The following is a 23,580-nucleotide window of genomic DNA, read 5'->3' on the forward strand; positions in this document are numbered from 1 at the left end:
CGGGCGGTCGTTCTTGCCGTCAACGGCCGAATCGACGCATCCAGTGCCGCCAGGAGCGTCCAGTTGCCGATACCTGGTCATGGGGTTCTGCGACGGACCGTTCAGACGCCGAGGCAGAAGCGCGCAGCTCACGCCATACCTGCACCAACTGGTCCACGTCGACACGTCCGACGACCGGTGGTGACTGGGACCCAGCGTGCGGTCGGCGCCGGTCGTCCAAGACTCGCTGGTTGAAGTCCATCAGGTGCACGCGAACGGCGGTCTCGTCGGGAAGTTCGAGCAGAGACTGCGGAAAGCCTGCCTTCTCCCTCCGGAGTTGCATCACGCCCGGCATCGCGCCGGAGAGATCGAGGTGTTCCCGCTCTATCAGTCCTTTGATCCACCAGTCTGGGTCGGTGCGCGTGTCCACCTCACGCAACGGCTTGCCGGCGCCTGGCAGGTCGTCGAAGGCACCCTGGCGTTCGGCCTGCTGGATCGACTGGTCTACCCACGACTGGATGGCCTGGGGTGACATTCGGCGGCGCGGAACATCGGAAACCCCCTGCTCACGCAGTTGATCCTCTGAGCGTGGGGCACCCGGACGCTGGCCAGCGCTGCCCCACTGGGGGTGACCGTCCTCCTGCTCGTCCATGGTTTCAACCTAAGAGATTGGCTCATCCCTGTCTTGCTGGCAAGAGCGACCGCCTGGTGTGGCAAGGGCGACCGCCCGGTCAGAGGAGGGTGTCGGCCAGGACCCGGGCGCTGCGCCGGCCGTCATGATGGCGGCGGGCCCAGGCCGGTCCGCGAGCGGCGGTGTCCTGGAAGGACGACGGGTCCGCCACGATCTCGCGCAGGACCTCCTCGAGTGTCCCGGCGTCGGCCTCAACCACCGGGGCAGCTTGCCCGTCGGGGTCGGCCTGCGCCATCCGGGACCGGACCGACTCTGGCAGGTGCGAGACCACCAACCGCCCGGCAGCCCAGGACTCGGCCATGAGGACACCGGGGTTTCCCAGCACCACTTGGTCCACGACGATGTCGGCGTCCGCGACGAAGGCGGGCATCTGGGCGTGCGGGACACCGGAGAGCTGGCGGTACTCCACCAGGCCCTCCTCTCCCATCCGGCTCAGCACGTCCTCCACCACCGCAGTCCCCTTGAGGCGTGGGTTGGACGGCGCGTGCAGCACGACGGGGACCGACCGTTCCAGGGCTGGGGCGTCCGTGGTGAAGCGGTCCACGTCGATCACCAGCGGCAGCCAGGTCGCGTCCGGCAGCACGTCCAGGAGGTCGGGGGTGGGCACGAACACCGTCCCGTCGAAATCAGCCAACTCTGCTCGGTTCTTCTCCACAATCGACTGCAGGGTCGTGAAGTAGTCGTCCCACTCCTGCCGGAAGGGGGAGTGCGGGTAGCGCTCCGCATGCTCACGCAGATCCCGAATGTCAGACCCGTGATAGAGCACGGCATACCCGATCCTGGCCGCGCGCAGGGCGGGCACGTCCTCAAGCATCGAGCCGGCGTGAAAGTTGGCCAGCACGGGGCGTCCCGACTCGAAGATGACGTGCGTCGCCTCGCGCAGCACCCGTTCTCCGTGGATCCGGCGCACGTGGCCACGTTGCGCGACGATCGACAGCTTGTGGTCGGCGGCGTAGGCGAAGTGCGCCTGCGTGGACGTGCGCTGGGCCCACAGATTCTGCGCAGCCGTGTTCGGGAGGTGTTCCTGGGCTGCCTGTGCCCACCCGCGAGCAGCGCCGGCGGTGTTCCACGGCCCGAGGTAGAGGCGGCGCTGCGCTGCCGGCATCGGGGTCAGCGCACGCAGCTGCGCATCTCCCGTGCGGCGCACCGGCAGATAGGCGAGCTCGCGGACCGGGCGGGGCAGTCGCGCCAAGCCCTTCCAGGCCAGTCGTCGCAGGTCACTCACAGATTCGGCCATCTGCGCAGCCTACGATGGAGCCCATGACCAGGATGGCGCAGTGATCAGGCTGCTGCGGGCTCTGCGCCAGCTCCTACCGTTGCTGCCGCCATCAACTCGGTGGTTCTTGATCGGCTTCGCCGTCGTCTCCAGCCTGCTGGCGATCATCGATATTGCCGCGCTGGCGATGCTCGCGCTGACGCTCGCCCCGATGATCCAGGGCCAACCGGTCAACCTTCCGGTGTTCGGCACCGTGCCATCGGAGCGCTACGCCTGGTTGCTCAGCGGCATTTGCCTCCTGGTCATCGCCAAGGGGCTGGCGACCCTCATCCTGCAGTGGGTGGTCGCGAAACGGTTGACGACCTACGACCTCGTCATCGGCGACCGGCTCTTTGGCGCCTACATCCGGGCCCCGTGGACCGAGCGGCTCAAGCGCAACACCTCCGAGCTGGTGAGGTTGGCCGACGTCGGCATCGCCAACACCACCACCGGCCTGCTGCTGCCGGCCGCCTCGCTCCCCGCCGAGATGGCGACCTTCGCCGCGGTCCTGGTGGTGCTGCTCGTCGCCCAGCCGCTCACCGCACTCATCACCTTCGCCTACCTCGGCGGCCTCGCCGTCCTGATGTATGTCGTGATCTCACCACGGGCGGTCGTCGCCGGCCGGGTGGGGCGCGACTACTCCTTCAAGGTCGCCGGGCTGATGACCGAGATGATGGGAGCCTTGAAGGAGGTCACCCTGCGCGGAAAGGCCGACGAACTCGTCAAGGAGGTCTACCGCAACCGGCTGCACGCGACCCGGGCACGCAGCCACCTCATGTTTCTCAATGCGGTGCCCAAGTTCGTCACCGACACCGGCCTGGTCGTCGGGTTCGCGCTCGTCGGGGCGGTCGCCTACCTCTTCGGTGGCCCGGACCAGGCGTTCGAGGCGATCGCGCTCTTCGCCGTGGCCGGCATGCGGATGATCCCCAGCGTGAACCGTTTTCAGTCGATCATCACCCAGACCGCGTCGACGCTGCCGCACGCGGAGGCGGTCATCCGCGACATCGTCTCGGCCCGGAGCTACGTCGAGTCGGCCGAGCAGCTCGGCCAGGACCCCCTGCCCGCCGACCCCCAGCACCTCGTGCTCCGCGACGTCGCCTTCACCTACCCAGGCTCCGCGGAGCCCGCGCTGCACGACGTGGACCTCGACATACCGCTGGGGACCTCCCTGGCGCTGGTCGGCGCATCCGGGGCCGGCAAGTCGACCCTCGTCGACGTCCTGCTCGGGCTGCTCGTCCCCCAGACGGGGGAGTTGGCGATCGACGGTCAGCCGCTGGCGGACGTGCTCGCTGCCTGGCGCTCCCGCGTCGGTTATGTGCCGCAGGAGGTCAACCTCTTTGACGGGACCGTCGCCCAGAATGTCGCCCTGACCTGGGGCGATGACGTGGACGAGGACCGGGTGATGCGAGCGTTGGAGCGCGCCCAGCTCACCGAGGTCGTCGCTGGACGGGGCGGACTGCAGACGCGCATCGCCGAGCGGGGACTGGCGCTCTCGGGTGGGCAGCGGCAACGGCTGGGGATCGCCAGGGCACTGTATGGCGATCCGCTGGTGCTCGTGCTCGACGAGGCCACCTCGGCGCTCGACACCGCGACCGAGGATGCCGTCTCCCGCGCCATCCGTGAGCTGCGCGGATCGGTCACCGTCATCGCGGTCGCGCACCGTCTCTCCACCGTGCGGCACTCCGACCAGGTGTGCTTCATGACGGGCGGCACGATCGCCGCCCGGGGCACCTTCGAGGAGGTCGTCGCCGCGCAGCCAGAGTTTGCGGTGCAGGCCAGGCTGTCAGGGCTGACATGAGCCACCTGCCCGCGGTAGACGTCGACGTCGTGGTGGCCACGCACGACCTGTCCCGCCCCGTCCACCGGGTCGTGACCTCCGCGCTGCGAGGAGCCGACCTGCGCGGTGTCCTGCCCAGCGGTCATCGGGTCCGGGTCACGGTGGTCTGCCACGGGGTGGACGCCGGCGAGGTCCGCCGTGCCGTCGAGGCGGAGCTGGAGGAGTTGGCCCAGTGCGAGCCCGGCCTGGAGGAGCTCACCTCACACGTCCGTTACCTCGAGATCCACGACGGCCTGCGCTCGCCGGCCGGCCCGTTCAACGTCGGCTTCGGCTCGGCCGATGGCCGCTACATCGCCATCATCGGGTCCGACGACTGGTTTGCCGAAGGGGCGCTGGGCGCCTGGGCCAGCCTGGCCGACGAGCTCGGCTCCGCCTGGCTGATGCCGCGCCTGGACACCGGCACTGGCGAGCACATCGCCACACCACGGACCCGGCCCGGCCGGACCCGCGACCTCGACCTCGTGCTCGACCGGCTCGCCTACCGCACCGCACCGCTGGGCCTGCTGCGACGCACGGCGCTGCACGACCTGGGCCTGATGCCAGAGCCCCTCACTTCCGGCCTGGCCACGGGCGAGGACGTGGAGCTGACCCTGCGGCTGGCGGCCTCGGGGGAACGCATCGACTACGCACCGCAGCTGCCCCCCTATGTCATCGGCACCGACGGTGGCACCCGCACCACCAGCCTCCGTCGCCCCGTCGCGGAGGAGCTCGCCGCTCATGCTCGGCTGCTGGACCAACGGTGGGTCCTCGCGCTGCCTTCGGCGGCCAGGCGGGCGATCGTCGTCAAGACCCTGCGCATCCATGTCCTGGGGGCGATCCGGCGCCGCACTTCAGCGCTGGACTGGGGGCCCGGAGAGGGGCGCTGGGTCCAGACCCTGACCCGCGACCTGCTCACCATGGCCCCCGAGGCCGAAAACGCCCTGCACAAGTCCGACCGTGAGCTGCTCACTGCCGTGCTCACGGCCACCGATACCGACTCCCTCGCCGCGGCGGCCGCCCGTCGGGCGCAGGCGTCGCGGTGGGAGATCCTGCTGACCCCAGACCTCCGGGCCAACCTTGACCGGGAGTCGACGGTCCGTGCCCACCTGGACCACTCGGTGGACTCCACCTGGACCCGAGGTCGAGAGTGGGGGGCTCGTCGACGGCGGGCTCGCCATACCCCGTCGCGGTTGCACTCGCCAGCGCGGCCACGCGTCCTCATCCTCTCCTTCAGCCCGATCGCCTCGGACGCACGCGTCCTGAAGCAGGTCCGTCACCTCGAGGTGGACTTCGACGTCGTGACGTGTGGCTACGGACCTGCGCCGGAGGGAGTCGCGGCCCACCTGCAGATCCCCGAAGGGGTCCAGAACCACCTCGATGGTCGTCTCATCACGCTGCGCAACTACCGCGCCGCCTATCTCGCCCAGGTCGGGGTGCGCTGGGTCCTGCGCCACCTGCGCCCCGGCCAGGCCGACGTGATCCTGGCCAACGACCTCGACGCCGTCCCGATCGCGCTCTGGCTGCGTCCCCGCGCCGGGGTCCACGCCGACCTGCACGAATACTTCCCGCGTCTGCACGAGGAGCACGACGCCTGGATGCGGCGCATCTCGCCCTACCAGGCGTGGCTGTGCCGCCGCTTCCTGCCCAGGTGCGCGGCGATCACCACGGTCAGCGCGCGCCTCGCGGCCGAGTATGCCGAACAGTTCGGCGTCGAGGTCGGCGTGGTCACCAACGCCACCCCGTATGCCGAGCTGTCGCCTCGCCCGGTCGGCTCCCCTTTGCGGCTGGTCCATTCGGGTGCGTGCCTGCGCAACCGGGCCCTGCACGTGATGGTCGACGCCGTGGTGGCCGCCGCTGCAGACGGGACGGACGTCACCCTCGACCTCTACCTGACTCCCAACGACCCCCCTTATCTGACCGAGCTCAAGGATCGCGCGGAGTTCACCGCGGGAATCGTGCGGGTCCACGATCCCGTCCCCTACGAGGCCCTGCTGGCGACCCTCCACCATTACGACCTCGGCATTCACGTGCTGCCGCCGGTCTCCTTCAACAATGCCAATGCACTGCCCAACAAGATCTTCGACTACGTCCAGGCGAGGATCGGGCTGCTCGTCGGCCCGAGCCCGGAGATGGCCAGGATGGTGCGAGAGCACGGGCTCGGACTGGTCGCCGCAGGCTTCGACATGCAGTCGGTAGCTACCGCCGTCAGCCAGCTCGATGTCGAGCAGGTTACCGCCTTCAAGGGGGCCTCGGACGCAGCCGCCCACGAACTTTGCGACGCCGAGCAGTCGAGGCGCTGGGTCGAGTCCGTCCGGGCCATCGCCGCACAGGTGCACGGATGAGGGCTGACCCGCGTCCCCGCCTGCTCATCATGAGTTTCAGTCCCCTGCGCTCCGACGCTCGGGTGCTGCGACAGGTCCAGCTGTTCGCTCAGCGTTACGCCGTCACGACCCTGGGGTATGGCGAGGCGCCCGAGGGAGTCGTGGAGCACCTCCAGCTGCCCGACGACGTCGTCGCTTGGCACAAAGACCGTCGGCTCCTGGCTGCTAGGAGGTTCGAGTCGGCCTACCGCAACGCACCCGTCGTCCACGCGGCGCAGCGGCTCCTGGCCGGGCGCCGTGGGACCTTCGACGTGGTGCTCGCCGACGACATCGACACTGTGCCGTTGGCCCTTGACCTGCACGCCCCGGGCGGAGTGCACGCCGACCTGCACGAATACCATCCTCGCCAGTCCGAGGAGTCGCTGCGGTGGCGCGTCTTCGTCGCGCCCTACTACCGCTGGCTCGTCCGCACCTACGGCATCCAGGCAGACTCGGTCACCACGGTCGGGCAGGGCATCGCGCGGGAGTACCGGATCCGTTTCGGCATCCGCGCCGGTGTCGTGGTCAACGCCCCGCACTATGTCGACCTCGAACCCACGCCGATGCTGGCCGGTGCGCCGCTGCGGCTGGTGCACTCCGGCAACGCACAGCGACACCGGCTCGACGTGATCCTCGCGGCGATGGACCTGGTGGAGCGGCCCATGACGCTGGATCTCTACCTGATGCCCAACGATCCGCCGTACCTGGACGAGTTGCGGGCCAGATATGCCGACTCCGACCGGGTGCGCATCCACCCGCCCGTGCGACCGGCGGAGCTGCCCGCCCTCCTCAACGCGCACGATGTCGGTGTCTATGTGCTGCCGCCGGTGTCGTTCAACCATTTGTGGGCGCTGCCCAACAAGATCTTCGACTTTGTGCAGGGCCGGCTCGCCCTCGCCGTCGGTCCGAGCCCGGAGATGGCGGCGCTCGTGCGGCGCCATGGCCTCGGCGTCGTGACCGACGACTTCTCGGCCGAGACGCTGGCTGCGGCCCTGGACTCGCTGACCACTGAAGGCGTCGCCGCCTACAAGCGCGCGTCCGCGGTGGCTGCGCGCGAGTTGTCAGCCGAGCAGCAGGTGATCGGCTGGGCAAAGGCGATCGACACCTTGGCCACTCGTCTCAATGGGTGAGGCGTGAGCTCAGCGCAGCAACGCGTCGAGCACCGCGGCCGCGGCGTGACCGTCGCCGTAGGGCGCGGCATCGGTGGGCTTGGGTGCAGGGCGGGACGCCGCTTCGCGGACATGGGGACCTGGCTCGACGAGCACATTCCAGCCCAGCTGCACCGTTTCCACCCACTCGGTCTCGGTCCGCACCGTCGTGCAGGGGGTCCGCAGCGCGAAAGCCTCCTTCTGCAGGCCGCCAGAGTCGGTGATCACGCCACGGGCTTGGCTGACGGCGCCAACCAGCGCCGGGTAGGGGAGCGGGTCGTGAGTGTGCAGGGAGCCACCGTCGAGGTCGAGACCCTGCTCGGCGGCTCTGGCCCGCAGGCGGGGATGAGCGAGCAGGACGACGGCGTGGTCGACCTCCTGAAGCGCGGTGACGACCGCGGCGAGCCGCTGTGGATCGTCGGTGTTCTCGGCGCGGTGGATGGTGGCGACCGAGAAGCCGCCTGCGGACTGCCCCAGCTCGGCCAGCACCCCCGCCGGGTCGACCAGTTCGTCGCGCACCCGGTGCAACACGTCGATCATCACGTCCCCGACGACGACAGTGCGCTCCGCGAGCCCCTCGCGGGTCAGGTGCTCCAGCGCGACCTGGGTCGGGGCGAGCAGCAGGTCGGCCGCGTGGTCGGTCAGCACCCGGTTGTGCTCTTCGGGCATCCGCCGGTTGAAGGACCGCAGACCGGCTTCCAGGTGCGCGACCCGAAGGTGCAACTTCACTGCGGAGAGGGTGGCCGCGAGGGTGGAGTTGGTGTCGCCATACACCAGCACCCAGTCGGGGCGGTGGGTCGTGAGCACCTCGTCCATTGCCGCGAGCATCGCCCCGGTCTGCACGCCGTGCGAGCCGGACCCGACACCCAGGTGCACGTCCGGGTCAGGGATGCCCAGGTCGCGGAAGAAGACGTCCGAGAGCATCGGGTCGTAGTGCTGGCCGGTGTGCACAATCACGTGCTCGACCCCACGGGAGGCGCACTCCCGTGCTACGGGAGCGAGCTTGACAAACTGCGGGCGGGCGCCGACGACGCTGAGGACCTTCACGCCCCACAGGCTATGTCGTCTCCCCCTGCACAGGATCGCAAGGGGCAGCCACCGGGGTGAGCGACACGGTCTTGATGCTCGGTTACGTTGGGGCCATGCGCGTGCTGGTGGTGACGACCTGGTATCCGACGCCGTCGTCTCCCGCGACTGGCATCTTCGTGGCTCGTGACGTTGCCGCTATCGCTACCCGCCACGAGGTGCGTGTCCTTCACCTGTGCCACCCGTCGCTGCTCGGACCGGCTGGGGGGCACGACGGCCCGGCACGAGGCTCCGGGAGCGTCCCGGTCGAGGTGCTCGCGATGGATCCGAAGCGACCCGACCATCTCCTGCGCGCCGCACGGCGGATCCGGGCGATGTCCAGCTATGCCGACGTGCTGCACACGATGGCCGTCTCGGCATTGCTGCCGCTCACGGGCTGGCGGCCGGACGTGCCGTGGATCCACACCGAGCACTGGTCGGGGTTGATGGCTCCTGAGACGCTCACGCCAACTCTGCGGCTGGCGCGGAGCGGTATCACGCATCTGCTGCGTCGGCCGGACGTGGTCGCGGTCGTCGGCGAGGACCTCGCTGCCGGTGTGCGCGCCCTGCGTGAAGGGCCGGTGGTGGTGGTGCCCAACATCGTCCAACCCCCCGCGATCCAGACACCCAGACGGCTGCCTGACCGGCCGCTCACCCAGCGGGGGTCGTTCGACCTGGTCGGCGTCGGGGGCCTCATCGACCGGAAGGACCCGCTGTCCGCCGTCGACACCACTGCCGTGTTGCGCAGCCGGGGCGTCGACGCCTGGCTGACCTGGGTCGGTGAGGGCCCGCTGCGCGAGGCGGTCGAGCAGCGTGCCCGGTCTGCCGGGGTCCCCCTCCACGTCACCGGCACGGTCCCTCCCGAGGCAGTCCGGGACACCCTCAATTCCTCTGACGTGTTCTTGTTGCCGACCCGAGCCGAGACCTTCTGCGTCGCCGCGGCGGAAGCACTCGCCGCTGGACGCCCCGTCGTAGTGGGGGACAGCGGCGGGCCGCGCGACTTCGTCAGGCCACCCACCGGCCTCCTGGTCCCTCCCGGAGCTCCTCCGGAGGTCTGGGCAGACGCCGTCGAAGAGGTGTGGCGAGCCACCGCGGCACTCTCGGCTCGTCAGATCAGTGCAAACGTCACGACCATCTACAGCGCCGCGCACTACGCCGAGCGCGTGGACGCGGTCTACCAGGACCTCGTTCGCGCAGCCAGACGTGACATTGCCCCGCCCCACCGGGGCAGCCATTCCTTTGCCCCGCGGGCGCGGGCACGTGGTGGCGCTGCCCCGCCCAACCGGGGCACCCAGTCCTTTGCCCCGCGGGCGCGGGCAATGTCACGTCCAGGGCGGGCAGGGTCTCACTTCGAGCCGCTGGTCGATCTGGTCATCGCGACCCATTCCGCGACGCGGGCCACTGAGCAGGCGGTCCGGTCGGTGCTGGACGGTTCGGGGGACCTCGCCGTGCGGGTGACCGTCGTCTGCCACAACGTGCCGCCTGCAGACATCACGGTGAGCCTGAGCCAGGAGACGCTCAGGGACCCGCGCGTGCGGATCCTGGACCACCACGATGGCTTGGCGAGCCCGGCTGGTCCGTTCACGCTCGGGATCGAATCTGCCACGGCGCCCTGGGTGAGCATCATGGGCAGCGATGACCGCCTTTCTCCCGGTGCGCTCGAGCACTGGCTTGACACCGCGGAGCGGACGGGCGCGGAGGTCGTCCTGGCTCAGGTCGAGCTCGATGGTGTCGCCGTCGCCACCCCACCTACCCGTGTCAGCGCCCGCCGGCAACTGGGTCGACGCCGCAGCGATCTGGATCTGGTGCGTGACCGCCTGAGCTATCGCTCCGCGCCGCTGGGCCTTCTGTCCAGGGCAGCGATCCACCGCACGGGGGCACGTCTGTTGGCTGGTGCCGAAGTGGGGGAGGATGTCCAGTTCGCGCTCAAGCTCTGGTCTGGTGCTCGGGTGGCACTCGCCGATCGGTCGCCCTACCTGATCGGCACCGACGCCGGGGACCGGATGACCTACGTGCCGCGCCCGATCCGCAAGCAGCTCGTCGCGGTCACCCACCTCCTCGATGACGAGTGGCTGGCGACGCTTACCCAGCGTGAGCGCTCCGCGATCGCGATCAAGCTGCTCCGGGTCCACGTCTTCGGCGCGATCCTGACCCGGCCCGACCCTGCCTGGTGGACGGCCGAGGAACGAGGTGCACTGGCAGAGACCACCCAACGTCTCCTCGACGCCGCTCCCGGCAGCGCAGGTCCGCTCAGCCTGGCCGATCACGACCTGCTCCGTGCTGTCCTGGACCCATCGCTCCCGGCTGGCGCCCTCCTCGATCGAGCGCGGGCTCGGCGTCACTTTGGCCACCCACGCACCCTGGTGCCGCACGACTGGCGCCGGATGCTCGACCAGGAGGCACCCCTGCGCTTCATGGCGTCGTCCCTGGTCGCGCGTCGAGGATGAGGCCCTTCTGACCTATCCTGAGCGGGCACGCTTCCCCCTTTCAGGACGGACCCCCCATGAAGATCGCGGTCGTCGCGCTCGGCAAGATCGGCCTCCCGCTGGCGGTGCAGTTCGCTGACGCTCACCCCTCGCACGAGGTCGTCGGCGTCGACGTGAACCAGCGGGTCGTGGACCTGGTCAATGCAGGAGAGGAACCGTTCCCGGGGGAGGCGCACCTGGCCGAAAAACTCGCTGAGCTCGTCCCGGCAGGGCGATTGCGAGCGACGACCGACTACGGCGATGCCATCCCGGGAGCGGACACAGTCGTCCTGGTCGTCCCGTTGTTTGTCGACGAGGCCACAGGGCAGCCCGACTTCGACTGGATGGACGAGGCGACCCGCAGCCTGGCGCAGCACCTGACCCCCGGCACGCTCGTCTCCTACGAGACCACGCTGCCGGTCGGCACCACCAGGGGCCGGTGGAAGCCGATGATCGAGGAGATCTCCGGCCTCCGGGAGTCTGCTGGGGACCCGGCCATGTCCTTCCACCTGGTTTTCAGCCCTGAGCGCGTGCTCACGGGTCGCGTCTTCGCTGACCTGCGACGCTATCCCAAGCTGGTCGGAGGCCTCAGCGAGGAGGGCACCGCCCGGGCTGTCGACTTCTACGAGTCCGTGCTGGAGTTCGAGACCCGGCTGGACCTGAAGAGCCCCAACGGGGTCTGGGACCTGGGCAGCGCAGAAGCAGCCGAGATGGCCAAGCTGGCAGAGACGACATACCGAGACGTCAATATCGGCCTGGCCAACCAGTTCGCCCGCTTTGCCGACCGCGTGGGCATCGACGTCCACCGGGTGATCGAGGCCTGCAACTCCCAGCCATACAGTCACATTCACCAGCCCGGCATCGCGGTCGGCGGCCACTGCATCCCCGTCTACCCCCGCCTCTACCTGTCCACCGACCAAGACGCCAGCGTGGTGCGCACGGCGCGCGCGGCCAACGCTGCCATGCCGGAGTATGCGGTCTCCCGCACCGAATCTGTGCTCGGCTCCCTTCGCGGCCTTAGGGTCCTGGTGCTCGGTGCCTCCTACCGTGGCAAAGTCAAGGAGACCGCCTTCTCCGGCGTCTTCGCTACCGTTGAGGCACTGCATTCCCGTGGCGCCGAGGTCCTGGTCCACGACCCGATGTACACCGCCGCAGAGCTGACCGCCTTCGGCTGGACGCCCTACCACTGGGCCCCGGGTGAGGTCGGCAACTCCGTCGACGTAGCCATCGTCCAGGCCGACCACCCCGAGTACGCCCAGCTCTCCTCCGACGACCTCCCCGGCCTGCGGCTCCTCCTCGATGGCCGCCGCATCACCGACCCCGCGCGCTTCGTCGGCGTGCCACGCCTGACCATCGGCGGGGGTGAGTCCTTCACCGCATGAGCTGGGGGGAGGTGATACCTGCGATCGTCGTGCTCGCACTGCTCTGGGTGCTCCCGGGGTATGCCGTGCTGCGCCTCCTCGGCGTCCGGGGGCTGCTCGCGCTCGGAGGAGGTGCTGCCGTCACGTCCGGGCTGTCCGCCACGCTGGCGATCGTCTATGGCATGGCCGGGATCACGTGGTCGTTGTTCTCCCTGCTCGCGGGACTGGCCCTCGCGGTGTGCATCGCTGCGGCGCTCGGCATGGCGCTGGGCACCACGAATGCCCCGATCGGCGTCACCGTCGCGGGGGAGCGAAGTCTGCACCGCACCGAGCGCGCCTGGCTCACCCTGACCTGGCTGCTGGGCGGCGGCGCGATGGCAGCCGCGATGATGCGCGGCATGGGGCGCGCCGATCAGCCGCCGCAGGCCTGGGACGCGGTCTTCCACCTCAATGCGCTCTGGTTTGTCCGGGAGACCGGCGAGGCGTCCTCCCTGGGAGGGCTCGCGCCGATGTATGCGGACACCGTCGCCCCGTTCTATCCCGCCACCTGGCACGGCATCGTGGCAGTGGCCCCCTTCTTTCCTCGGGTCACCGAGGCAGCCAATTCCTCGTCGATCGTCATTGGGTCTGTCATCTGGATTGCCGGGCTGGTGGCGCTGTCCCGGGTCGTGTGGCCGGCCAGAGCTTTGCCGACGGTCCTGGTCCCGGTGCTGGCTGCCACCTACGTGACCTTCCCCGCGATCGCGGTCTCGATGCTGGCAGTGTGGCCGTTCGCGCTTTCGGTGGCCTGCCTGCCCGGCACCATCGCTTTGCTCATCGCGACCCTGCGCGGGGTGCTGTCCTGGCAGATGCACGTCGCACTCGGGCTCGGTGTGCTCTGGGCCGTCATCGGCGTCGTGCTCGCCCACCCCTCCGGTCTCTTCTCCTTGATGCTTCTGGCCCTGCCGCTGCTGACCATCCTCCTGGCCAGGCAGTTGCGGCGTCAGGCCGCGCAGGGATCGCGCGTCTTCGCGATCACGGCGATGGTCGCCTGGCTGGTGGCTGTCGTCGGTGGCCTGATCTTCCTTCTCACCTTCGGGCCAGTGCGCTCGATCATGGAGTACAGCCGGGGCGGGCAGGACTCCTACTGGCCAGCCATCGGCTCGATAATCATCGACAACCCGTTGATCTACGTCTACAAGATCACCTCGGTCAATGTCATCGGCTCCGCGCTCGTCCTGCTCGGGATCATCCTCGCGGTGTGGTGGCGGCACGCCCGCTGGCTCGTCGTCTCCCTGCTGGCCGCTGCTGCGCTGACGCTGCTCGCCGCCGGCCCGCCGGAGCAGCCGCTGCGCATCCTGGCCGGCTTCTGGTATACCCAGGCGTCCCGCATCAACCAGATCATGCTCATCCCGGCGATCATGCTCGCCGCCGGCGCCGGCTCATGGCTGGCACGGTCGGCCTCCCGGCGGCTCGGCTGCCCGCTGTGGGCGCCAGCGGCGATGCTTGTCGTCGCGGTGGTGACCCTGACCAGCGGGCTGCGCTGGACCAGCCAGACACAGGTGATGGCCTCCACCTACACGACCTACCCGATCGCCTGGGGCACGATCCTGGAGCCGGAGGAGATCGCGATGATCGACCGGGCGCGACAGACCCTGCCCCCCGGCGCGATGGTGCTGGGCGAGGCGGTCGCCGGATCGCCATACCTGCTCAACCGAGCCGACGTCTCGGTGGTCTTCCCCCAACTCAGCCCTATCCCGGACTCCCCGGAGCGGACCCTGCTCGAGCAGGACTTCCGCAACTGGCGCACGGACCCAGCGGTGTGCGAGGCGGTCCGGTCCCTGGGGGTGACGCACGTGTATGCCGACACGCTCACCTTCGACGACGCGTTCAACGCCAAATGGGAGGAGACGACGCCCGGTCTGCGCAACCTCAAACCGCAGGGCGAGGGCTGGCGGAAGGTGGACGAGGGCGGTCACGCCTCGCTGTGGGAGTTCACCGGCTGCGATCCGTGAGCGATCCACTCACTGAAACCACTGCCCCCGCGCTTCCAGCACGCCCTTGAGCAGGTCGGCCCGGTCGGAGACGATGCCGTCGACCCCCATGTCCAGCAGCCGCTCCATCTCGGCCACCTCATTGATGGTCCACACGTGCACATAGGCACCGACCTCGTGTGCCGCGGCCACCGTCGCGGCCGTCACGACCTCTACTCCGGAGTGGCGCACGGGCACCTGGAGCCCGTCCACGCCTGCGAGGACCCGTGCGACGACGGCAGGTCTCACCAGCGGTGGCAACTCGGCCGCCGCCCGGAAGCGGGTGACCGTGCCCTGGCCGGCGGAGGTGGTGACTGGCTTGCTCAGCCGCATCACCGCCGCTCGACGACGTTGGTCGGAGAAGGAGGTCACGCACACCCGGTCATGCGCACGGGCCCGTTCGATGACACGGGCAAGCGGCAGGATCGCGCTCCTGCTCTTGACGTCGATGTTGACCCGCAGGTCCGGCCAGGCCTCCAGCAGGTCCTCCAGCCGTGGCACCCCCTCGTTGCTCCCCAGGATCCTGGCCCGAGAGACCTCTCGCCACGACAACTCGGGGATCCGACCCAGGCGGTCGGTGACGCGGTCCAGGGTCTCGTCGTGGAAGGCCACCAGCACACCGTCGCGGGTGGCGTGCACATCTGTCTCGACGTAGCGGTAGCCCAGCGCGACGGCGGCGCCGAAGGCGGCCATCGAATTCTCGAGCCCGTCGAGGGAGAAACCACGGTGCGCCAGCGGCAGTGGCCCCGGGTGGTCAAGATAGGCCGGGCGCCTCCGCCGACGGGTGTCTTTCTCCACGACCCTCACCCTAGTTGCACGTGTCCGTCAAACCTGCGCGGTAGGCGTAGACGACCGCCTGGAGACGGTCACGGGCAGCGAGTTTGTGGAGGACATGCGCCACATGGCTCTTGACCGTCGCGACCTCCACTACGAGTTGCTGAGCGATCTCGAGGTTGGACTGGCCCCGGCACATCAGGACCAGCACCTCCAGTTCCCGTTCGGTGAGCCGTTCTAAGCCCGGTCGTCGAGCGTCCCTGTGGTGCTGGACGAAATGGGTGACCACCCGATGCAGAACCTCGGTGGCGAGCACCGTTTCCCCTGCGGCACACGCGTGCACCGCGGCGATGAGCTCCTCGGCGTCGGCGGTCTTGAGGATGAAGCCGCAGGCGCCAGCCTGCATGGCGTCCGCGACGTAGTCGTCGAGGTCAAACATCGTCAGGATGAGGACACGGGTTTCGGGCACCAACCGCAGGAGGGCATCGGTCGCGGTGATTCCATCACCCCCGGGCATCTCCACATCCATCAGGACGAGGTCGGGTCTGCTGCGGACGGCGCGTGCCACCGCCTCGGGTCCGCTCCCGGCCTCATCGACCACCTCTATCCCAGGGTCGCTGGCCAGCACCAGGGCCAGCCCCGCGCGCATGGAGTTGTGATCGTCCACCAGCATGACCCGGATCGTCATCTCCGGCTCACCTGGTCCACCCCGTGCTGAAGGTCACCATGGTTCACTGTGGCACCCGGGGTCGGTCCCGGTTGCGTCGGGAGGAAGGCGTCGACGATGAAGCCTCCGCCGGGACCGACAGTCCGAGCCTGCAGCCGGCCACCCGCGAGAGCGATGCGTTCGCGCAGCCCCACCAGACCGAAGCGGTGCGGGGAGCTTGTCCGAGGACCGGGGCCGTCGTCCTGGATGGTGAGGTGCACGCCGTCTGCTTGTTGTGCGAGCCGCACCCGGACTGATGCTCCGGGCGCATGTTGCATGGCGTTGGTCAGCGACTCCTGCAGAATTCGGTAGATGACGGGAATCGGCTCCGGTGCGGGCTCGCCCACGATGAGGAGGTCGACATGGCCCCCGGTGGCGCGCACTCGATCGACCAGCGCTTCGATCTGGGTCAGGTCCCGCGGGAGAGGAGATCCGGCCGAGTCCGGGAAGGTGTTCAGGTCACGTAGCTCGGTGAGGGCGTTCTCGCTGGTCTCCTGGATGTTAAGGAGCGCTTCACGTCGGTCGCCAGGGCTCCTCGCCACCTCAAGCACGTTGAGCTGCATGGCGATGAGGCCAACACTGTGCGCGATGACGTCGTGCAACTCCCTCGCCAGCCGGACGCGCTCGCTCTGGATGGCACGCTCCACCTGACTCTGCGCCTCCTGCCGAAACGCCTCCTCCTGGGCCAGGGCCGCCCACTCGCGTTGTCCTGTCCAGGCAGTGATCAGGCCACCTGCCACTGAGCCGACGACCACCGCCGCGGTGGCGCCGGCTCCCACGGTCGACTCGTTCGCGCGGGTGGCGAGGACTGTCGCGCTGAGGAGCACCGTGGCAGCCAGGCCCGTCGTCCGAGGGGTGTACAAGGCGTTGCGCCACAGCACCGCGCCGACACCGCGCACGAGCCATACCCCGGACATGACTGGCGCCCCGACCCAGAACCCGATGGCGAAGATGAGTGACTGGGCCACGGACGTCAGGACCGGAGCCGTGGTCCGTCCCGCGAAGCACGCTGCGACCAGCACGGTCGTGAAGACCACGCCCGGATCGATGAGGCTCGCGTGCGTCGACCGGTTGACCCAGCACTCGAGCGCTGCCAGAGCCATCAGAACGATCGACTGCACGACGTCCGAGCTCGGTGGACGGTGCGGAAGGGAGGTCGCCACCTGCTGGTGATCGGGGCCAACTGCACCCGGGTGGGCCGGAGGAGAGAGGTGCAGTGATGGCTCCGTCTCCGCCGCGCGCAGGATGCCCAGCAGCCGTCGCAGCTCGCTGGTGGCCAGTTGCGTCCGCGCCCTCAGCAGGCGCTGCTCACGCTTGAGCTCAGCAGGGTCCACCTCGCTCCGCAGAAGCCCCGCGGAGCTGGAACGGACCGCGCCGAGAGTCTCCTGCAGCACCGCCCGGATGTCGAGCGCGAGACGACGTCGCTCATCCAGGACCGCCGTCTCGACCCTGACCAGGTCAGGCGCCGCCCGGCTGGTCAGCAACCTGCGCTCCAGGGCGCGGGCGGTTCGGCGCGCCCGGGCGGCGGTGCGGACCAGGAGGCCAGCTGCGGTGTAGACGTAGGCGGCAGCGAGCCACAGCACAGTGTCGTTGGGGGAAGGGACCAGGATCGTGGTGAGCGTGGCCAGGAGAAGACCGACCGCCAGGGCCACAACGTCTCCGCGGGTCGGCCGACGGCGTAGCAGCGCTGACACGACCGTCCTACTCAGCTGGCGCACCTCGCTCACCTCACTCTGGCGACAAGCACAGGATTGCCCAGGTGCGAGGCCCAGGGCAACCCTGCGTGCGCTGGCGACCCGATTAGGTGCCGGAGCAGGCGTAGGATTCGGCGCCCCCGATCCAGACCTCGACCATCTGGTCGGCCAGGCTTGACCCTGCACCGAAGTACTCCAAGCCGACCCCGTTGGCGCCGTTGGGGTTCATCCGCCCGGTCTCCTTGGGATCGCCGATCATCATCTTCGCGAAGATCTTGATGCCGACCGGCAGTCCCTCCGCCCGCAGTGCGGCATAGCCCGCGTCGACGGCTCCTGCGCACTCCGGGGTATATCCGGCGATCTCGACGGCTCCGTCCTGTGCCGAGAAGACCATCCAGTTGGGCGATGAGGGTCCGTTGAGGCTGTACATCGGGATATAGCAGTCGTGGGCAGACGCGGTCCCGGCGGCCAGTGCCACGGAGGCGATCCCGGCGGCGGTGGCCAGGGAAGCGCGCCGGAGCGTGCGGTGGGCTGACATGACGATCCTCTCGTTGCGGGGGCGACCCTGCGTCGCCCCTCCATGTCATCTCAGCCGATGGTGGGTGCGGTGTCGTCTGCCGCAAGGAGGACGTCGATCATCCTCGAGGATGAAGTTGACGCCATCCAGAGAGTCGGCCTCAGCGTCGCCGCAGCACGCCCAGTGGAGGCGGAGGCGGGGAAGGCTCACCCATCTCCTGGAATGGCGAAGCCCCGGCAATCAGCCGCCGGACCTGTGCGCTGCCGCGCCACATGGACGGAAAGCTCGCTCGCGCCGCTGCCCGCGTCATCCGCGCGTCGTCGAACCTCTGGTGGGAGGCCACCACCACGACATTGCCGAAGCTCTTGCCTTTCGCCACCTCGCGCAGCACCAGCTGCCCGACATGTTCGAAGCGGGTCGCGAGGGTTGCGCACAGCCTGGCGACCCAGCGCAGCGGTGGCGCGTCGGAGGCGTTGATCAGCAGCAACCCATCCCGAGCGAGGACGCGGTCCACCTCCCCCAGCCACCACGTCCCGACCAGGTCGCCGGGGACCTGGCCCTCGTCATATGCGTCGAGGACCACGACGTCGGCCGATCCGACCCTCAGCCCGCAGATGCCGACCTGTCCCGTTTGTGGCCGCACCCGGATGCGGTGGCCCCGGGGCAGCGGCAGCTCCTTGCGCACCAGGTCGGTCAGCGCGACGTCAGGCTCGAGCACGATCTGCGGGGAGCCAGGGTGGACGTGGTGCACCCATCGCGGCAACGTCATACCTGCGCCGCCGACGTGCGTGATGGCTAACGGTGCCGGGTCCGGTCGAAGGGTCTCCAGCACGAGGGCGAAGTGCTCGACGTACTCGAAGACGAGCAGCAAGGGGTCGTCCGGGTCGACATACGACTGCGGGTGCCCGTCCCGCTCGATCGTGGCGCCGCCGTGCTGGTCCCAGGAGATGCTCATGCGCGGCTGCTCACTGCGGTTCCACTCCTGCCGACGTCGATCGTGAGGCGATCGTTGCCCCGCGGCAGCTCTCTAGATGTCGCGGAAGGTCTGGATGCCGGCGCCCAGGTTGTTGAGACGGGTCGCCAGGTCCTCATAGCCCCGGTTGATGACGTAGACGTTGCGGAGCACGGACACGCCCGGCGCAGCGAGCATCGCGAGCAGGATGACGACGCCGGGCCGGAGCGCGGGCGGGCACATGATCTCACCGGCGCGCCACTTGGTCGGTCCTTCGATCATCACCCGGTGCGGGTCCATGAGGTGGACCTTGGCGCCCAGCGTGGTGAGCTCGGTCAGATAGATGGCGCGATTCTCATAGACCCAGTCGTGGATCAGCGTCGAACCCTGCGCGCACGCCGCGATGATCGCGAAGAAGGGCAGGTTGTCGATGTTGAGGCCGGGGAAGGGCAGCGGGTGGATCTTGTCCAGCGGAGCCTTGAGCGGGCCGGGCGAGGTGGTGAGGTCGACGAGCCGGGTGTGCCCGTTGGCGGAGGTGTATTCCGGCGTCAGCGTGCACTCATAACCCATGGTGTCCAGGACCGCGAGCTCGATCTCCATGAACTCGATGGGCACCCTCTTGATGGTGATCTCGCTGCCGGTGACGACGGCAGCCGCCAGCAGGCTCATCGCCTCGATCGGGTCCTCGGAGGGGGAGTATTCGATGTCTGCGTCGATGTGTTCGACCCCGGTCACCGTCAGCGTCGTGGTCCCCAGGCCCTCGATCTGGACGCCCAGCGCCTTGAGGAAGACGCACAGGTCCTGGACCATGTAGTTGGAGGAGGCATTACGGATCACGGTGGTTCCGGGGTTGCGGGCGGCCGCGAGAAGGACGTTTTCCGTCACAGTGTCACCGCGCTCGGTGAGCACGATCGGCCGGGTCGGGGAGGTGCTGCGGTCCACGGAGGCGCGGTAGCTGCCGGTGGTCGCCGTCACGTCCAGGCCAAAATGTCTCAGCGCGATGAGGTGCGGCTCGACGGTGCGGGTGCCCAGGTCGCAACCACCGGCGTAGGGCAGCTCGAAGTTGTCGAACTCGTGCATGAGCGGGCCCAGGAACATGATGATCGTGCGCGTGCGACGGGCCGCGGACTCGTCGATCGTGCCCAGATCGATCTTCTCCGGAGGCGTGATCTCCAGGTCGGAGGAGTCCGGTAGCCAACGGATCTTGAAGCCGATGCTGGTGAGCACCTCGGTGATCCTGTTGACCTCCTCGATGCGGGCGAGATTGCGCAGGGTGGTCTTGCCCTTGTTGAGGATCGAGGCGCACAGCAGCGCGACGGCGGCGTTCTTGGAGGTGCGCACGTCGATCTCGCCGGACAGCTTGACGCCGCCAGTGATCCGCAGGTTCTGCGGGACGCCTGAGGAGACATGCACGATCTCAGAGTCCAGCTTTTCCCCGATGCGCGCGATCATCTCCAGGGAGAGGTTTTGCTTGCCCTGCTCGATGCGGGCGACGGCGCTCTGACTGGTGCCCAGCAGACCCGCCAGCTCGGCCTGCGTGAGGTCTTTGTGGCGTCGCGCGTCCCGGATGAGACTGCCGATCCGGGACAGATAGCTCTCAGTCATGCCGACCACTGTAGATCACATATATGAGATATGCCCACGCGTGTCAGTCGAGGCGGATCACTGGTGTGCGTTGGCAGCCTCGACCAGGAGAGGGCCGACGAGCTCGCGCTGCCAAGGACGGGCACCAAGCTCGGCCAGTGCGGCGTCGACGGCCTGCAGTGTGGTCGGCTGTGGTGGTGACCACAGCAGGCGGCGCACCGTGTCAGGCGTCATCAGATTTTCGACCGGTATGTCGAGGCGTTCCGACAGGGCGGCCAGCTCACCTTTGACGAGCAGGAGCCGTTCGGCCGCGGCAGGGTCCCGATCGGCCCAGGCCCGGGCAGGAGGTGGCTGGTGCCCGCGAGGGGGAGCCTGGGGAAGCTCCTCCGGTGGCAGGTCAGCGGCCGTGCTGATCGCGGTCAGCCAGGTGCGCTGATAGCGGAGCAGCCCCTGCTCCGCGCGCCGCTGGCGGGACCGGGAACGGTCCGGGGTCGGCGCCGCCAGGCCGGAGGGCTGCAGGGGCATCCGGGCCGCCAGGTCCACCAGGGTGCTGTCGGGGACCACTCGGGTGCTCGCGACGTCTCGCTGGCGTGCGATCGCATCGCGCGCCTGCCAGAGCTCGCGAAGGGCCGCGTTGTGTCGCGGTGTGCGCAGCCGGTGTGAGCCGGTGGTGCGGCGCCATGGCTCGGTGTCCTTGGCCCGACGAGGCCCGGAGAATTCGGTGAGGGCTTGGAACTCCTGCCGCGCCCAGTCGAGTTTGCCCTGTTCCTGCAGATCCTGCTCGAGGCGGTCGCGCAGATCGACGAGCAGCTCCACGTCGAGGGCGGCATAACGCAGCCACGGCTCGGGCAGCGGCCGCGTGGACCAGTCGACCGCAGAGTGCTCCTTGGCGAGGGTGACGCCGAGGTAGTACTCCAGCGCCGAAGACAGCCCCACCCGGTGCAGGCCGGCCAGCCTCGAGCCAAGCTCCGTGTCGAAAAGTGCTTTCGGGTGTAGGCCGAGGTCGCTCAGGCACGGAAGGTCCTGCGTAGCGGCGTGCAGGACCCACTCTGGCCCGTCGAGTGCCTGCTGGAGGGGGGTCAGGTCAGTGAGCGGGACGGGATCGATCAACCAGGTGCCGGCACCGTGGCGGCGGACCTGGACGAGGTAGGCCTGCTGCCCGTAGCGGAACCCGGACGCCCGCTCGGCATCCACCGCGATCGGTCCCTCGCCCGCGGTGAGTGCCTCCGCGCAGTGGCGCAGGGCGACGTCGGTGTCAACGATCTCCGGGAGTCCCTCCGCAGGCTCCATCCGGCGGACGTAGTCCGAGAGCGGGTCGGGGTCGAGGTCTTCGGGCACGATCAGCGACGCACTCCGGACAGCGGCACGACGCCTTCTGGCAGGGGCGGGAGGCCGGCCAGGGTGCATAGCAGGTCGCCCCAGGCGCCCAGGTGCGCGGTGAGCTCCTGCGCCTCGCGGCCAGCCACCAGGACCGGCGTCCAGGAGGCCCGAATCTCCAGGTCCACGGTGGGTTGGCGCTCCGAGAGGGCACCGAAACTCTCCGAGGTCACGCAGGTGACCGTGCCGGCCGGCGCGGCCCACTGGAGACCGGCGGCCTCCAGGGCATCGGTCAACCAGGACCACCCGGCCGCCCCGGCGAGCGGGTCATGGCCGACCTCGGGCTCCATCTGGGCCTTGGCATAACTGACCACGCGCCAGGTGCCCTCCCAGGGCTCGGGGGCGGACGGGTCGTGCAGCAGGACGAAACGGCCGGTGGCCGCGGGGTCGTCATCGTCGACCAGATGAGAGGTCATGACCTCACCGGAGAGGGCGACGGCATGAGGGGCCAGGCGGGTGGGGGCCGGCACCTCATCGAGGATGAATTCGGGACGCACCGTGACCTCGCGCAGTCCGGCGATCGCTCGACCAAAGTAGGTGGTCTCGGGCGCAACAGCCCCGCTCGCGGACCGGGACCGCGAGCGCGACCCAGAGATCCGGCTCACCACCCCTCAAGAGTAGGCACATCGCGTCCGCGCGGACGGCAGCGCCACGCCATACCCGTGCAAGACTCCTCGGGTGCCTCTGACTGCCCCACCTGCTTCGAGCTCACCTGCCCAGAGCGCCCTCATCCGGGCTGCCCGTCAGCAGGAGGTGACGCACACCCCCGTCTGGTTCATGCGCCAGGCTGGCCGCTCGTTGCCGGAGTATCGTGCTCTCCGCGAGGGCATCGCGATGCTCCAGTCCTGCCGCACTCCCGAGCTGGTCACCGAGATCACGCTGCAGCCGGTCCGTCGCCACCAGGTGGACGCGGCGATCTTGTTCAGTGACATCGTCGTCCCCCTGATGGCGGTCGGCCTCGATCTCGACATCGTCCCCGGCATCGGCCCGGTCATTGCCGCACCCATCCGAGAGCGCGCGGACCTCGACCGACTCCCCGAGCTCACCCGCGAGCACATCCCGGACATCACCGAGTCGGTCCGGCTCCTCGTCGCCGAGCTAGGGCCCACCCCGCTGATCGGCTTTGCCGGCGCCCCGTTCACGCTCGCGTCCTACCTCATCGAGGGCGGACCGTCGAAGAACCACGAGCGCACCAAGGCGCTCATGCACGGCGACCCCGAGCTCTGGCACGACCTGTGCGCCCGACTTGCCCAGATCTCGGGGACCTTCCTGCGTGTCCAGGCCGAGGCGGGGGCCAGCGCGCTGCAGCTGTTCGACTCCTGGGCCGGCCATCTCTCGCGCGCCGACTACCTGCGGTATGTCGAGCCGCACAGCCGCGCGGTGCTGTCCGGGATCGCTGACCTGCACGTCCCACGGATCCACTTCGGTGTGGGGACGGGTGAGTTGCTCGCGCCGATGGCCGACGCCGGAGCGGAGGTGATCGGGGTCGACTACCGGGTCAGCCTCACCGACGCGGTGACGCGCACGGGTGGACGCTATGCGGTGCAGGGCAACCTGGATCCGGCGCTGCTCTTTGCCCCGTGGGAGGCCCTGGAGCGACGCGTGCGCGAGATCGTCGCCGAGGGGCGGGCGGCCCCCGGCCACATCTTCAACCTCGGGCACGGGGTGCTTCCGGCGACCGATCCGCAGGTGCTCTCTCGGGTGGTCGAGCTCGTCCATGAGGCGGGAGCGCGCTAGGGCACGGATCTAGCACGCGTCCGGGCACGCGCCCCGGCCGAAGACGGGGCCCGCGGGTCACCAGCAGACCCTAGCCAGCGGGGGCTG

General features: G+C 69.2%; 18 protein-coding genes. 7 read left to right on the forward strand and 11 right to left on the reverse strand.

The genetic code is table 11. The annotated features are described in order from the left end of the window. Positions 1 to 19 precede the first annotated feature (19 nt). Entirely contained in the window at positions 20 to 631 is a 612-nt protein-coding gene (locus Q4P07_RS07975; protein ID WP_303374379.1) for a DUF1992 domain-containing protein, read from the reverse strand. Between the two features lie 79 nt (positions 632 to 710). Beyond that, entirely contained in the window at positions 711 to 1,907 is a 1,197-nt protein-coding gene (locus tag Q4P07_RS07980) for a hypothetical protein (protein ID WP_303374380.1), read from the reverse strand. Positions 1,908 to 1,947: 40 nt separating this feature from the next. On the opposite strand from Q4P07_RS07980, the gene Q4P07_RS07985 reads away from it, so the two are divergent. The 3 genes from Q4P07_RS07985 to Q4P07_RS07995 are packed head-to-tail and all read left to right on the forward strand — an operon-like array spanning position 1,948 to position 7,231. Beyond that, complete coding sequence (locus tag Q4P07_RS07985) at positions 1,948 to 3,723, forward strand: ABC transporter ATP-binding protein (protein WP_303374381.1); 1,776 nt, start codon at positions 1,948 to 1,950, stop codon at positions 3,721 to 3,723. Further along, entirely contained in the window at positions 3,720 to 6,083 is a 2,364-nt protein-coding gene (locus tag Q4P07_RS07990; protein ID WP_303374382.1) for a glycosyltransferase, read from the forward strand. Before Q4P07_RS07985 ends, Q4P07_RS07990 begins: the two co-directional genes overlap by 4 nt. A 29-nt stretch (positions 6,084 to 6,112) precedes the next feature. Beyond that, positions 6,113 to 7,231 carry a glycosyltransferase family 1 protein gene (locus Q4P07_RS07995; RefSeq protein WP_303374383.1) on the forward strand — a complete coding sequence of 373 codons (1,119 nt, stop codon included), beginning with the start codon at positions 6,113 to 6,115 and terminating at the stop codon, positions 7,229 to 7,231. 9 nt (positions 7,232 to 7,240) lie between these two features. Here Q4P07_RS07995 and wecB read toward each other — a convergent pair whose 3' ends face one another. Beyond that, on the reverse strand, positions 7,241 to 8,296 hold the full coding sequence (gene wecB / locus Q4P07_RS08000; protein WP_303374384.1) for a non-hydrolyzing UDP-N-acetylglucosamine 2-epimerase: 1,056 nt from the start codon (positions 8,294 to 8,296) through the stop codon (positions 7,241 to 7,243). 56 nt (positions 8,297 to 8,352) lie between these two features. Between wecB and Q4P07_RS08005 the strand changes: the two genes are divergently transcribed. From Q4P07_RS08005 to Q4P07_RS08015, 3 genes are read left to right on the forward strand one after another with little or no spacing between them, the layout of a single operon-like run. After that, positions 8,353 to 10,761, forward strand: coding sequence for a glycosyltransferase (locus Q4P07_RS08005; RefSeq protein WP_303374385.1), 2,409 nt, complete (start codon positions 8,353 to 8,355; stop codon positions 10,759 to 10,761). Positions 10,762 to 10,817: 56 nt separating this feature from the next. Next, positions 10,818 to 12,161: a nucleotide sugar dehydrogenase gene (locus tag Q4P07_RS08010; protein ID WP_303374386.1), complete on the forward strand. Its 1,344-nt coding sequence runs from the start codon at positions 10,818 to 10,820 to the stop codon at positions 12,159 to 12,161. Further along, positions 12,158 to 14,134, forward strand: a complete 1,977-nt coding sequence (locus Q4P07_RS08015; RefSeq protein ID WP_303374387.1) for a DUF6541 family protein — start codon at positions 12,158 to 12,160, stop codon at positions 14,132 to 14,134. Before Q4P07_RS08010 ends, Q4P07_RS08015 begins: the two co-directional genes overlap by 4 nt. 9 nt (positions 14,135 to 14,143) lie before the next feature. Here Q4P07_RS08015 and Q4P07_RS08020 read toward each other — a convergent pair whose 3' ends face one another. From Q4P07_RS08020 to Q4P07_RS08055, 8 genes are all read right to left on the reverse strand, one after another. Beyond that, positions 14,144 to 14,950: a glycerophosphodiester phosphodiesterase family protein gene (locus Q4P07_RS08020; protein WP_303374388.1), complete on the reverse strand. Its 807-nt coding sequence runs from the start codon at positions 14,948 to 14,950 to the stop codon at positions 14,144 to 14,146. A 10-nt stretch (positions 14,951 to 14,960) separates the two neighbouring features. Beyond that, positions 14,961 to 15,614 carry a response regulator transcription factor gene (locus tag Q4P07_RS08025; protein ID WP_303374389.1) on the reverse strand — a complete coding sequence of 218 codons (654 nt, stop codon included), beginning with the start codon at positions 15,612 to 15,614 and terminating at the stop codon, positions 14,961 to 14,963. After that, positions 15,611 to 17,350 (reverse strand): histidine kinase, encoded by a 1,740-nt coding sequence (locus Q4P07_RS08030; RefSeq protein ID WP_303374390.1) that lies wholly within the window; start codon positions 17,348 to 17,350, stop codon positions 15,611 to 15,613. Before Q4P07_RS08030 ends, Q4P07_RS08025 begins: the two co-directional genes overlap by 4 nt. An 82-nt stretch (positions 17,351 to 17,432) precedes the next feature. Continuing rightward, positions 17,433 to 17,864 (reverse strand): hypothetical protein, encoded by a 432-nt coding sequence (locus Q4P07_RS08035; RefSeq protein WP_303374391.1) that lies wholly within the window; start codon positions 17,862 to 17,864, stop codon positions 17,433 to 17,435. A gap of 139 nt (positions 17,865 to 18,003) precedes the next feature. After that, complete coding sequence (locus Q4P07_RS08040) at positions 18,004 to 18,798, reverse strand: spermidine synthase (protein ID WP_303374392.1); 795 nt, start codon at positions 18,796 to 18,798, stop codon at positions 18,004 to 18,006. A 72-nt stretch (positions 18,799 to 18,870) separates the two neighbouring features. Further along, positions 18,871 to 20,400 carry a UDP-N-acetylglucosamine 1-carboxyvinyltransferase gene (locus Q4P07_RS08045; protein ID WP_303374393.1) on the reverse strand — a complete coding sequence of 510 codons (1,530 nt, stop codon included), beginning with the start codon at positions 20,398 to 20,400 and terminating at the stop codon, positions 18,871 to 18,873. Positions 20,401 to 20,457: 57 nt separating this feature from the next. Next, positions 20,458 to 21,717: a ribonuclease D gene (locus Q4P07_RS08050; protein ID WP_303374394.1), complete on the reverse strand. Its 1,260-nt coding sequence runs from the start codon at positions 21,715 to 21,717 to the stop codon at positions 20,458 to 20,460. A 2-nt stretch (positions 21,718 to 21,719) separates the two neighbouring features. Beyond that, complete coding sequence (locus Q4P07_RS08055) at positions 21,720 to 22,364, reverse strand: DUF3000 domain-containing protein (protein WP_303374395.1); 645 nt, start codon at positions 22,362 to 22,364, stop codon at positions 21,720 to 21,722. A 70-nt stretch (positions 22,365 to 22,434) separates the two neighbouring features. Between Q4P07_RS08055 and hemE the strand changes: the two genes are divergently transcribed. Further along, positions 22,435 to 23,493, forward strand: a complete 1,059-nt coding sequence (gene hemE, locus Q4P07_RS08060) for a uroporphyrinogen decarboxylase (RefSeq protein ID WP_303374396.1) — start codon at positions 22,435 to 22,437, stop codon at positions 23,491 to 23,493. Positions 23,494 to 23,580 lie beyond the last annotated feature (87 nt).

Source organism: Ornithinimicrobium sp. (assembly GCF_030537745.1).
Classification (GTDB): Bacteria; Actinomycetota; Actinomycetes; order Actinomycetales; family Dermatophilaceae; genus Ornithinicoccus.

Excerpts from the sequence above, each read along its gene's own strand:
- Q4P07_RS07975 (WP_303374379.1), bottom strand. The coding sequence starts at position 631 with ATGGACGAGCAGGAGGACGGTCACCCCCAGTGGGGCAGCGCTGGCCAG.
- Q4P07_RS07980 (WP_303374380.1), bottom strand. The coding sequence starts at position 1,907 with ATGGCCGAATCTGTGAGTGACCTGCGACGACTGGCCTGGAAGGGCTTG.
- Q4P07_RS07990 (WP_303374382.1), top strand. The coding sequence starts at position 3,720 with ATGAGCCACCTGCCCGCGGTAGACGTCGACGTCGTGGTGGCCACGCAC.
- Q4P07_RS07995 (WP_303374383.1), top strand. The coding sequence starts at position 6,113 with ATGAGTTTCAGTCCCCTGCGCTCCGACGCTCGGGTGCTGCGACAGGTC.
- Q4P07_RS08010 (WP_303374386.1), top strand. The coding sequence starts at position 10,818 with ATGAAGATCGCGGTCGTCGCGCTCGGCAAGATCGGCCTCCCGCTGGCG.
- Q4P07_RS08015 (WP_303374387.1), top strand. The coding sequence starts at position 12,158 with ATGAGCTGGGGGGAGGTGATACCTGCGATCGTCGTGCTCGCACTGCTC.
- Q4P07_RS08025 (WP_303374389.1), bottom strand. The coding sequence starts at position 15,614 with ATGACGATCCGGGTCATGCTGGTGGACGATCACAACTCCATGCGCGCG.
- Q4P07_RS08035 (WP_303374391.1), bottom strand. The coding sequence starts at position 17,864 with ATGTCAGCCCACCGCACGCTCCGGCGCGCTTCCCTGGCCACCGCCGCC.
- Q4P07_RS08040 (WP_303374392.1), bottom strand. The coding sequence starts at position 18,798 with ATGAGCATCTCCTGGGACCAGCACGGCGGCGCCACGATCGAGCGGGAC.
- Q4P07_RS08045 (WP_303374393.1), bottom strand. The coding sequence starts at position 20,400 with ATGACTGAGAGCTATCTGTCCCGGATCGGCAGTCTCATCCGGGACGCG.